Source organism: Flavisolibacter ginsengisoli DSM 18119, assembly GCF_900129295.1.
GTDB lineage: Bacteria > Bacteroidota > Bacteroidia > Chitinophagales > Chitinophagaceae > Flavisolibacter > Flavisolibacter ginsengisoli.
Genome location: NZ_FQUU01000016.1, coordinates 63,284 through 76,341, shown reverse-complemented (window position 1 = coordinate 76,341; position 13,058 = coordinate 63,284). Strand labels below are relative to the sequence as shown.

Below are 13,058 nucleotides of genomic sequence, written 5' to 3'. Positions count from 1 at the left end.
AATGACCTCTATCTAACCGCAAAAGAAGGAAAAGCGAGCGACATAGAGAAACAAAACAGGTGGATTCGGGAATATTTATATTTTCCGTGTTCAGGTTGGTATATGCCTGGAAATCAATCCAAGGCAAATGAAAAATTAACTAATATTCTTATTTGAACGTTTGATTACTTGTATATAGCCACTTCATGGTATCCTTCATTATTACGGGCAGCACGGTACATACCTAATGAATTAAATTGCATACTAATATTGCCATCTGCATCAACGCCGATCATACCTCCTTCTCCTTTCATTTGCACCAGTTTGGTATTAACTACCAAGTCCATCGCTTGCTGTAAAGAGTAATCCCTGTATTCCATTAAACAACTGACATCATAAGCTGCTACAGCCAGCAAAAATATTTCACCATGTCCAGTGCAACTAATGGCGCATGTTTTATTATTGGCATAGGTGCCACTACCTATGACGGGAGTATCACCTATCCTGTTATAATTTTTATTAGTCATGCCACCTGTACTTGTAGAAGCTGCTATATTCCCTGAAATATCGCGTGCTACGACACCTACAGTGCCAAACTTTTTGTTTGGTATTGCGTTTCCCTTAGCCTGGCTATTATGATCCAGGAATGTACCCTGCTGATCCCTGGCTGACATCCATTGATCGTAACGAAACTGTGTAAAAAAGTAATCTTCAGGCACAGTTGCTATTCCTCTACTCAGCGCAAAATCAACTGCACCTTTTCCACTTAAAAAAACATGCTCACTATGCTGCATGATCTCTGCAGCCAGCAGGATTGGATTCCTGATACCATGTACACAGGTTACCGCCCCAGCCCTCAAAGAGTTTCCATCCATTATGCATGCATCCATTTCATGGGTGCCGGAATTTGTAAATACAGAACCCTTTCCTGCATTGAATAGCACATTGTCTTCCAGCACAACACAACATTGTGTAACTGCATCTATTGCTGAACCGCCTCTCTCCAATATTGCATAACCTACATTAAGCGCCTCTTCCAGCGCATGGAGATAGGCTTTTTCCAATTCCTCATTCATCTCTTCACGAAGAATAGTACCAGCACCACCGTGCAATGCAAGAGCATATCCAGGCATAGGCAATATTTATAAAAGCGTAAGAGAGCACCAACAAATTTCAGACCCTTCTATACTATTAATATATAAAAGGATTAATTACTTAAAAGCAGTTCACATTCATGCATTAACCGATCCTTATTGATGGCAACAGTACCAACTTCCTCGCAAACCAGGCCCCCGGCAATATTAGCCACCTCGGCCATCAAACGAACATTTTTTGTAGCAGCATAAACAAGAGCCGCAACAGCAATGACGGTATCACCAGCTCCTGAAACATCCGCAACAGCCCTAATATGAGATGGTATAATCTCCGAGGATACTTCATCGTTATAAAACACTCCTTTTTCGGAAAGTGTGATAAAAGAAATTTTATGGTGCAGCAGGTGAGATAATTCGGTATGAATATCCTTCAACAATTCAAAGTTGACATCAGTAAATAAAAAATTGAGCGCTTCTTTAGCTTCCCTGAGATTGGGTTTGAAAATGGTAACGCCCTTGTAATCGAAAAAGTTTTTCCTCTTTGGGTCAACGGCCGTGATTATACCTTCCTTTTTACAAATGGATATAATAACCTTTATAACAGCCTCAGACAGCACACCCTTATTATAATCTTCCAATATGACAACATGAGGCTTTTCGTCCCTGACAAAATCCTGAAATAACTCTACCAGTTTGACTTCATCTTCCCGGCAAAGATCCCGTGTGATCTCAGCATCTAATCGCATCATTTGCTGATTACGACTTATTACACGTGTCTTATTTGTAGTAATCCGGTCAGTGCTTTTGATGCAATATCGAGTGTTGATGTGGTGTTCATCAAATAACCTGATGAGCATCCGGGCGTCTTCATCATCACCTGTCACAGACAATACATAAGGAGTAGCACCCAGGGACTGAATATTCAGGGCTACATTACCTGCCCCTCCTATCCTGTATTCCTTTTTTTCCATGGCAACTATTGGAACAGGTGCTTCAGGAGATATACGCTCCACATGGCCCCACATATATGTGTCCAGCATGACATCACCAACGACACCGATTCTAAGCGAAGAAAATTGCTCAAATAGTTCCTTAAACTTTTCCATATACTTTTTACGCGACCTTGTTTTGGCGTGCCAAAGCAACAAAATAAATAGGAATTCCAAGAAATACAATGATCAAACCTGGCCAGGTAAACTCAGGCTTATAGATGATCAGGAGGGTACAAAATGCCAGGCCCATCATTATGTAAAGTATAGGCATAACCGGATATCCAAAAGCCTTATAAGGACGTTCAAGGTCAGGCCTTTTTTTACGCAGAATAAAAATACCGATGATTGTAAGCATATAAAATACCACCACCACGAATGATATCATATCGAGTAGCTGACCATAGCTTCCGCTTAAGCTCCATAAACACGCCGCAATGCATTGGATCCATAAACCAATAGCCGGAACTGAGTTACGATTTAATTGGCCAGCCTGCTTAAAGAAAAGGCCATCCTGTGCCATAGTATAATATACGCGTGCACCAGCAAGTATAAGCCCATTATTACAACCAAAAGTGGAGATCATGATCATAAGAGCTATCACTACTGTTCCTGCATTTCCAAAAATGGCGTGAGATGCGGCAACGGCCACCCTGTCCTTATCTGCAGAAGCGATTTCCTGCAAGGGTAAAACATCGGTGTACATAATATTTGCTGTCACATAAATTATGGTGACCACGAGAGTGCCAAGGAACAGGCTTAAACCAATATTTCTTGAAGGCTTTTTTATTTCAGCAGCAATAAATGTTACGTTATTCCATGCATCACTACTGAATATTGAACCCACCATTGCAGCAGCTATAGCACCTAAAGCAGCAGCAGTAGTATAGGAACCTATGGTTCCATCAGTACCTAGTTTATGAAGATTCCAGGCATCGGTCCAGTTGGCCTTCCAGATATCTCCCTTCGCCATGATCAATCCAAAAGCGATCAAACCAAAAAGGCTCAATAGCTTGGTGAGTGTAAAAGTTGTTTGAATAAGCTTACCATTCCTGACGCCTTTTGTATTAATAAAAGTCAGTAAAACAATAACTACAATTGAAAGCAATTGAGCAGGAGAAATTGTCCTGAAGCCAAGGTCAATAGCAACCAGGTTCTCGCTTAATTGAGGAATCAAATAGGCAGTAAACTTGGCAAATGCCACTCCAACAGCTGCAATGGTAGCCGTTTGAATCACGGCAAAAAAACTCCATCCATATAAAAATCCCACAAGTGGATTATACGCTTCTTTAAGGTACACATATTGACCTCCCGCCTTTGGGAACATGCCACTTAACTCACCATAACTCAAAGCCGCAGTGATGGTCATGAAGCCCGTTATCAGCCAAACAGCTATTAACCAGCCTGCACTTCCAACATTCCGGGTAATATCTGCACTTACAATGAAGATCCCGGAGCCTATCATAGAACCCGCCACGATCATTGTAGCATCCAGCAATCCCAATGATCTCTTAAATGACTTTTCTTCTACAACAATATTTTTAGCAGTTTCCAATTGTACTTCCATTAACAGCAATTTTTTCCAAGATAAGTATTTGAAATCAGATTGGAAATGAAAATAAGACCACTCAATTTAATGAACTAGACCGATGGTATCAGCGCCATGCGTGTAAAAAGCAAAAGCCCCGAAATTCCGGGGCTCTATATAAATTAAAGGGGATTATTTCTTCTTTGAATATTGCTCGTTCAATCCCTTCACCAGGTCGGCGGTAATATTGAACATTGTATCACGGTAGTATATAAAACCTGGTTCGTATGCGAAAATGTAAGAATAACCTTTGGATTTATTATACTCTTTCAGGAAGTTCTCAATCTTGATTTTTACATCCTGCATTTTCTGCATATACAGGTTTTGATATTTCTGATCCAGTTCCTGCTTTTTATTCCGGATAGTTTCCTGCATCTGCAACATATCCCGGTTTGCATTTTCTGATTGCACCTGGTTCATTTGTTGTGCCTGGCTTTGATATTGCTGCAGCTTATCATTATACCTCTTCTGCCACTGGTTCATTTCTCCATTCATTTTCTCCTCTTCCCTATTCAGATCATTTTTGATGTCTTTTACCATGGAAAAGGAATTGGTAATAGAGTCAAGTTCAAAATAAGCAATCCGAAAATCATTTCCGGCTGGATCAGTTTTAAGTGTTGATTGGCTCAGCACTCTTTTCTCCTTATTGCCATTTGATGAGAAGTGGAGATAAAAAAGAACACCAACCAGGATCAAAAGAATAACATTAAAAATGAGTAAACCGTTCTTCATTCTTATTTTTTTGCAAAATAAGATATGATCCGATGCGAAAGCAGATAAAGGAAGTTGAATTGTGAAACAGTTAACTAATGTGATTTTCAGAATATTATCCTGATTCAACATCGTTGTTGCAACCTTAATTAGACTACTTCAAAATTACAAGGTATCTGAACTTTTCATAACAGCCAAGCTATCTGAATGATCAGCCTATTACATAAAAAAAGGAGTGAGAAAATCTCACTCCTTACTGTATGATTTTAAAGTAATAAATTATTCTTCCTCGTCAAAAGCCATAGCTTCTTTAGCTGTTTGCAGCAACTCATATTCTTCTTTGCTACCTACTATGATATTTTCAAATTCACGAAGGCCAGTACCTGCAGGGATCAGGTGTCCTGTAATCACATTCTCTTTCAATCCAAGCATATCATCTGTTTTACCTTGTATGGCTGCAGAGGATAATACTTTGGTTGTTTCCTGGAACGATGCCGCTGATATCCAGCTTTGTACACCCAGTGAAGCCTTAGTAATACCTAATAGTGTTGGAGCAGAAGTTGCCGGTGATGCATCACGATATTCTACAAGTTTCTTGTCATTACGACGAAGAATAGAATTTTCCTCACGCAATTCACGGAGACTAACGATCTGGCCTGCCCTCAACTTTGTTGAATCACCTGGTTCGTTAACCACCTTCTTATCGAAGATGTAGTCATTCTCTTCCAGGAATTCAAACTTATCAGTCAGGTCTTCTTCAAGGAACTTAGTATCTCCCGGATCAACTATTGAAACCTTACGCATCATCTGGCGAACAATCACCTCGATGTGCTTATCATTGATACGTACACCTTGTAAACGGTATACTTCCTGGATCTCGTTCACAACGTACTGTTGTACAGCGAATGGTCCCTGGATAGCCAAAATGTCCTGAGGAGATATCTGACCATCGGATAATGGAGAACCAGCTTTAACGAAGTCACCATCTTGTGCCAGTATCTGGCGTGTCAATGGAACAAGGTATTTTTTAGTAACACCATCTTTAGCTTCAATGATAATCTCGCGGTTACCACGTTTTACAGCACCCATTGTAACCACACCATCGATCTCAGAAACGATAGCCGGGTTAGATGGATTACGTGCTTCAAACAATTCTGTTACACGTGGAAGACCTCCGGTGATATCTCTTAACTTACCCAATACACGTGGAATCTTCACCAATACCTGCCCGGCTCTTACTTCTTCACCATCTTCTGGGATGATATGCGATCCGGTTGGGAGGTTGTATGATTTCCTTTCCTTGCCCTCTACGATAATGGAAGGAATCTTTGTTTTATCGCGTGTTTCAATAACTACTTTTTCGCGGTGTCCTGTTTGCTCATCGGCTTCTTCACGGAAAGTAATACCCTCTAACACGTTCTCAAACTTCAATGTACCATTGATCTCGGCTATGATTACATTGTTGAACGGATCCCATGTGCAAATGATATCACCTTTCTTCACCTGCTGGCCATCTTTCACTGAAAGTGTAGCACCGTAAGGAATGTTATTTGTGATTAGTAAACGATCATTTTTTGTATCCATGATACGTGCTTCACCAGTACGACCAATAACAACCTGGATCTTATCACCATCATTATTAGTAGTAGTAACAGAACGCACACCATCAAACTGGATAGTACCATCAAACTTTGCAGTCATGGTTGATTCAACTGCTGCTGAACCAGCCACACCACCCACGTGGAAGGTACGAAGTGTCAACTGTGTACCAGGTTCACCAATGGACTGCGCTGCGATAATACCTACGGCATCACCACGTTGTGCCAGGTAACCAGTTGCCAGGTTCTTACCATAACATTTTACACAGGTACCACGCTTGCTTTCACAAGTAAGTACAGAGCGGATTTCAACAGTTTCAATACCAGCTTCCTCAATACGATTAGCAATACTATTCGTGATCTCTTCACCAGCACCCACCAATAATTGGTCGCTTACTGGATCATACACATCATGAAGAGACATACGACCTTCAATACGATCTGACAATGGCTCGATGACATCCTCATTATCTTTTAAAGCTGAAGTGGCAATACCACGTAGTGTACCACAATCTTCTTCAGTTATGACAACATCCTGGGATACGTCTACCAGACGACGTGTGAGGTAACCGGCATCCGCAGTTTTAAGGGCTGTATCGGCAAGACCTTTACGGGCACCGTGTGTAGAGATAAAGTAATCCAATACATTCAATCCACCTTTAAAGTTGGAAAGGATTGGGTTTTCAATGATCTCAGAACCAGTAGATCCGGACTTTCTTGGCTTAGCCATCAATCCTCTCATTCCGGCCAGCTGCTTAATCTGCTGCTTGGAACCACGGGCTCCTGAATCAAGCATCATGAATACAGAGTTGAAGCCCTGCTTATCTGATGCCAGCTCACGGATCAAGGTTTCAGTAATACGGGTATCAACACGGGACCAAATGTCAACGATCTGGTTGTAACGTTCATTATTGGTAATGAGACCCATGTTGTAGTTTTCCCACACTTCTTCAACTTCACCTTTAGCATTATTAAGCAATTCCTGCTTGATCTCAGGGATGATAAGGTCATTGATAGAGAATGACAATCCACCCTGGAAGGCTGTGCGGAATCCTAATTGCTTGATATCATCCAAAAACTTGGCTGTCTTTGGAATATTTGTAATAGTAATGATGTCCCCGATGATCTCACGAAGATTCTTCTTTGTTAATAGTGCATTTACAAATCCAACCTCTTTAGGAACAAACTGGTTGAATAATACGCGACCAACTGTAGTTTCTAACAATTTATGTGTAAGAACACCATCATCAGAACGGACATTCGTCTTTACTTTGATCCATGCGTGCAGGTCGATAGTCTTTTCATTGTAGGCAATGATCACTTCTTCCTCGCTGTAAAATGCCTTTCCTTCTCCACGAACTTTTTCTGTTTCAGTAGATTTCTTACCCTTTGAAATGTAATACAGACCTAATACCATGTCCTGTGAAGGAAGGGTGATAGGAGTACCATTTTGTGGGTTCAAAATGTTATGAGAAGCCAACATCAACAATTGGGCTTCCAGGATAGCAGCGTGGCTCAATGGAACGTGAACCGCCATCTGGTCACCGTCAAAGTCGGCGTTGAAGGCTGTGGTAACTAATGGGTGAAGCTGAATAGCTTTACCTTCTACAAGCTTTGGCTGGAAAGCCTGGATAGATAAACGGTGCAGTGTTGGGGCACGGTTTAACATTACAGGGTGTCCTTTCAGAATATTTTCAAGGATATCCCAAACAACAGCTTCCTTCTTATCTACCAGTTTACGGGCAGATTTCACTGTTTTTACGATACCTCTTTCTATTAATTTACGGATAATAAATGGCTTGAATAATTCTGCAGCCATATCCTTTGGCAAACCGCACTCATACAATTTCAGCTCAGGTCCTACGACGATAACGGAACGACCAGAGTAGTCAACACGTTTACCTAACAGGTTCTGACGGAAACGGCCTTGCTTACCCTTCAGTACATCTGAAAGGGATTTTAGAGCTCGTCCACCTTCCGCTTTCACAGCGTTTGATTTACGACTGTTATCAAACAAGCTGTCTACAGCTTCCTGTAACATACGCTTTTCATTACGAAGGATCACCTCAGGAGCCTTGATCTCAAGCAAACGTTTCAAACGGTTGTTACGAATGATAACCCGACGATAGAGATCATTTAAGTCAGAAGATGCAAAACGACCACCATCAAGAGGTACTAATGGGCGTAACTCTGGTGGAATAACCGGTATGTATTGCATAACCATCCACTCAGGACGGTTAGAAATTCTTGTTTGAGCATCACGGAAAGATTCAACAACAGACAAACGCTTTAACGCGTCAGCCTTACGTTGCTGAGATGTTTCAGTTGCTGCAGCATTACGCAAGTCAAATGACAATTGATCAAGATCTATTCTTGCCAACAGGTCATGAACTGCTTCAGCACCCATTTTTGCAATGAATTTATTTGGATCTTCATCAGGCAGGTACTGGTTATCTTTTGGAAGTGTATCCAGGATATCCAGGTATTCTTCTTCCGTTAAAAGATCACCATAATTCTGGCCTTTGTCAGCACGAATACCTGATTGAATGACTACGAAACGCTCGTAATAAACGATGGTCTCCAATTTCTTGGAGCTCATTCCGAGCAGGTAACCAATTTTATTAGGCAGGGATTTGAAATACCAGATATGCACTACGGGAACCACCAGTTTGATGTGTCCCATACGCTCACGACGAACTTTCTTTTCAGTAACTTCTACACCGCAACGGTCGCAAACAATGCCTTTGTAACGAATACGCTTATATTTTCCACAAGCACATTCGTAATCTTTTACTGGCCCAAAAATCCTTTCGCAAAACAAACCATCTCTTTCAGGTTTGTAGGTACGATAGTTAATGGTTTCAGGCTTTAGCACTTCACCAAAGCTTTTTTCCAAAATACTATCAGGAGAAGCTAATCCGATGGTAATTTTTGAAAATTGTGGTCTCGGACGATTATCTCTTTTATTAAAAGCCATCTTTATTTAATATTTAAGATGTAATGTTTAAAATTTTGAACAAGGTTGTGACCGATATAAGAAGAAAGACATTCCGCACCCATGGTACGAAATGTCTTCATTATATTAATCGTGGAACTTAAGATCTAATCCCAATCCTCTCAACTCATGCACCAATACATTGAATGACTCAGGGATACCGGCACGAGGCACGTTCTCACCTTTTACTATTGCCTCGTATGTTTTAGCACGGCCAATGATATCATCTGATTTGATGGTTAACAGTTCCTGCAGAATGTTGGACGCACCATATGCTTCCAATGCCCAAACTTCCATCTCACCAAAACGCTGACCACCAAATTGTGCTTTACCACCTAAAGGCTGTTGTGTAATCAAGCTGTATGGCCCGATACTCCTTGCGTGCATCTTATCATCCACCATGTGGTGCAGTTTGATGATATAGATGATACCAACCGTAGCTTTCTGGTGGAAGCGATCTCCCGTTTCACCATCATACAGGTAGGTATGACCGAAGGTTGGTAATCCTGCCTCTTCAATGTTTTTAGCTATGTCTTCCACAGAAGCACCATCGAAGATCGGTGTAGCAAAGCGAAGACCTAATTTCTCTCCAGCCCATCCAAGAACAGTTTCATAGATCTGTCCAAGGTTCATACGGCTTGGTACCCCTAGTGGGTTCAAAACAATATCAACCGGAGTTCCATCTTCAAGGAATGGCATGTCTTCCTGGCGAACGATCTTGGCAACAATACCTTTGTTTCCGTGACGTCCTGCCATCTTATCACCCACTTTCAGCTTACGCTTAACTGCGATATAAACTTTAGCCAGTTTCAATACACCTGCTGGTAATTCATCCCCAATTGAGATATTGAACTTTTCTCTTTTATATCTACCTAATTCTTCGTTGTATTTGATGCTATAGTTATGCAGCAAAATATTGATCTGGTCATCAACCTTAGCGTCACTTGTCCAACCCAATGGGTTAACATTCATGTAGTCGATCTGGGCTAAATTCTTTTGTGTGAATTTGGCTCCTTTACCAATCAATACCTCACCAAAGTTGTTGCTAACACCTGCAGAAGCTTTTTCTCTTAAAAGCATTTGCAGTTTATCAAGCAAAACTTCCATCAGGTCTGATACATTCTTCTCGTGGATCTTATCCAGTTTCTCCAATGCCGCTTTCTCACGAACCTTGGCGTTCTTATCTTTTTTGGCTCTCTGGAATAACTTCTTAGAGATCACCACACCTTCTACTCCATTTGGAGCTTTCAGAGATGCATCTTTTGCATCACCAGCCTTGTCACCAAAGATGGCACGCAATAACTTCTCTTCAGGAGTTGGATCAGATTCACCTTTTGGGGTGATCTTACCGATAAGGATATCACCTTCCTTGATCTGTGCACCAATGCGGATGATACCATTTTCATCCAGGTCCTTAGTTGCTTCTTCAGAAACGTTTGGAATATCCGGAGTTAATTCTTCTTCCCCAAGTTTAGTATCACGAACTTCCAATTCATATTCAGAGATATGAACTGAAGTAAACATATCTTCTTTAACTACTCTTTCAGAGATAACGATAGCATCCTCGAAGTTGTAACCTTTCCATGGCATGAATGCCACTTTCAGGTTCTTACCCAATGCCAGTTCTCCATCTTTAGTAGCATAACCTTCCGTTAAGAAATCGCCTTCTTTTACTACCTGGCCTTTCTTAACTGCAGGCTTCAGGTTTATGGAAGTTTCCTGGTTGGTTTTGATGAACTTGGTTAGTTTATAAACCTTCAGATCATCTTCGAAAGATACCAGGCGCTGTTCTTCATTACGATTGTAACGAACATGAATTTCGTTGGCATCTACAAACTCAACCACACCATTACCTTCTGAGTGTATCTGGATACGTGCATCACGTGCAGCCTTGCCCTCCAGTCCAGTACCAACAATAGGTACGTCTGGACGTAACAATGGAACTGCCTGGCGTTGCATGTTTGATCCCATCAACGCACGGTTGGCATCATCATGCTCAAGAAATGGAATTAATGAAGCACTTAAACCTACGATCTGGTTGGGTGCAACGTCCATATACTGAACTTCGCCTTTATCTAAAATCGGGAAATCGCCTGTTTCACGGCTTACGATCCTGTCTTCCACAAAGTTTCCTTTGTCATCCAACGGAACGTTCGCCTGAGCGATCTTAGCCAGATCTTCTTCTTCTGCGCTAAGGAAAGTAAGCTGCTTCATGTTAACCTTTCCGTTTTCAACTTTACGGTAAGGTGTTTCAATAAAGCCCATCTCGTTGATCTTGGCGTGAACGCATAAAGTAGAGATCAAACCGATGTTTGGACCTTCCGGAGTTTCAATAGTACAAAGACGGCCATAGTGGCTGTAGTGTACGTCACGAACCTCGAAACCAGCTCTTTCACGACTTAAACCACCCGGCCCGAGAGCTGAGATACGACGCTTATGCGTAATCTCCGACAATGGGTTGGTCTGATCAAGAAACTGGGACAATTGGGATGTTCCAAAAAATGAATTAATAACTGAAGAAAGCGTTCTGGCATTGATAAGGTCAACTGGTGTAAATACCTCGTTGTCCCTTACGTTCATTCTTTCACGGATGGTACGGGCCATACGAGCCAGACCAACACCGAACTGAGCATATAATTGCTCACCCACTGTTCGAACCCGACGGTTAGACAGGTGATCAATATCATCAATCTCAGCTTTACCATTTGTTAAGCGAACAAGGTATTTGATGATTAAAATGATATCTTCTTTTGTAAGCGTCTTTTGCTCAATAGAAGCATTCAAACCTAATTTGCGGTTGATCTTATAGCGACCAACTTCCCCCAGGTCATAACGCTTGTCTGAGAAGAATAATTTATCTATTATGCCTCTTGCCGTTTCATTATCAGGCGCATCTGCACCACGCAACTGGCGATAAATAACCTGAACCGCTTCCAGTTCAGAGTTAGAGGTATCTTTATTTAAGGTATTATAAATGATAGCATAATCTCCGCCAACGTCTTCTTTCTGAACAAAAACAGATTTGATATCCATTTCAGAAATGGTATCAATTGCTTCTTCATCAAGAATAGAATCACGCTCGAGGATCACTTCATTTCTTTCGATAGAAACTACCTCCCCGGTATCTTCATCAACGAAATCTTCAACCCAGCTTCTTAAAACCCGGGCAGCCAGGCGGCGACCTTCATATTTCTGAAGAGATTTCTTGTCTCCTTTTACCTCATCGGCCATTCCGAAAAGCTCAAGAATATCCTTATCTGTTTCGTATCCAATTGAACGTAACAGGGTTGTTACAGGAAACTTTTTCTTACGGTCAATGTAGGCATACATTACATTGTTGATATCGGTAGCGAACTCCATCCAGGCACCTTTGAAAGGAATAACCCTTGCGGAATAGATCTTTGTACCATTCGGGTGAACTGACTGACCGAAGAATACTCCAGGAGAACGGTGAAGTTGTGAAACAACTACACGCTCAGCACCATTGATAACGAATGTACCACGTGGCGTCATGTAAGGGATGTTTCCAAGGAATACATCCTGAACGATTGTCTGGAAGTCAATATGCTCTTCGTCGTTACAGCTCAGGCGAAGCTTTGCCTTCAGAGGTACAGCGTACGTTAATCCACGCTCCATACACTCTTCAATCGTGTAACGGGGAGGATCGATAAAGTAATCCAGGAACTCAAGAACAAAGATGTTTCGGGTGTCTGTGATAGGAAAGTTTTCCTTGAATACACGGAACAAACCTTCAACGTTTCTTTTGTCGGGAGTGGTTTCTAACTGGAAGAACTCTTTAAAAGACTGGATCTGAACAGCAAGAAGGTCAGGTGTATCGGCTATGTTTCCAATTTTACCGAAGTTGACCCTTTGATTCAATGTTGTAGGCATATGATTAAAAACCGGTTTAATGTTTATTGACGGGCAAATCGATTTCAGGCCTTTACTTCCTAAGATGTAAACGCTTTGAAACTGAACTATTTAAGCATGAATTGCGACGTCAAAATGTTTTTGGCCAAAACTAAAGGACTGCAAAAGTAAGGATTTAAGCTACACCAACAAGGTTTTTTTCCTCTCAAAGATTAAGCCATTTTGTATTTTGGG

6 protein-coding genes are annotated in these 13,058 nt (G+C 41.4%); all 6 read right to left on the bottom strand.

Translation table 11 applies throughout. The features are described from left to right. Nucleotides 1–164: 164 nt before the first annotated feature. The gene (locus BUA53_RS16460; RefSeq protein WP_072836491.1) at nucleotides 165–1,112 is read right to left on the bottom strand and encodes an isoaspartyl peptidase/L-asparaginase family protein; all 948 of its coding nucleotides are present in this window, start codon (nucleotides 1,110–1,112) and stop codon (nucleotides 165–167) included. A 74-nt stretch (nucleotides 1,113–1,186) separates the two neighbouring features. Next, nucleotides 1,187–2,179 carry a bifunctional heptose 7-phosphate kinase/heptose 1-phosphate adenyltransferase gene (locus BUA53_RS16455; RefSeq protein WP_072836490.1) on the bottom strand — a complete coding sequence of 331 codons (993 nt, stop codon included), beginning with the start codon at nucleotides 2,177–2,179 and terminating at the stop codon, nucleotides 1,187–1,189. Nucleotides 2,180–2,186: 7 nt separating this feature from the next. Continuing rightward, a complete protein-coding gene (locus BUA53_RS16450) occupies nucleotides 2,187–3,629 on the bottom strand; it encodes an APC family permease (RefSeq protein ID WP_072836489.1) in 1,443 nt (480 codons plus the stop codon). A gap of 153 nt (nucleotides 3,630–3,782) precedes the next feature. Next, nucleotides 3,783–4,382: an OmpH/Skp family outer membrane protein gene (locus BUA53_RS16445; protein WP_072836488.1), complete on the bottom strand. Its 600-nt coding sequence runs from the start codon at nucleotides 4,380–4,382 to the stop codon at nucleotides 3,783–3,785. A gap of 258 nt (nucleotides 4,383–4,640) precedes the next feature. Continuing rightward, nucleotides 4,641–8,936, bottom strand: a complete 4,296-nt coding sequence (gene rpoC, locus BUA53_RS16440; RefSeq protein ID WP_072836487.1) for a DNA-directed RNA polymerase subunit beta' — start codon at nucleotides 8,934–8,936, stop codon at nucleotides 4,641–4,643. Nucleotides 8,937–9,041: 105 nt separating this feature from the next. Next, nucleotides 9,042–12,845, bottom strand: coding sequence for a DNA-directed RNA polymerase subunit beta (rpoB, locus tag BUA53_RS16435; RefSeq protein ID WP_072836486.1), 3,804 nt, complete (start codon nucleotides 12,843–12,845; stop codon nucleotides 9,042–9,044). Between the last annotated feature and the right edge of the window lie 213 nt (nucleotides 12,846–13,058).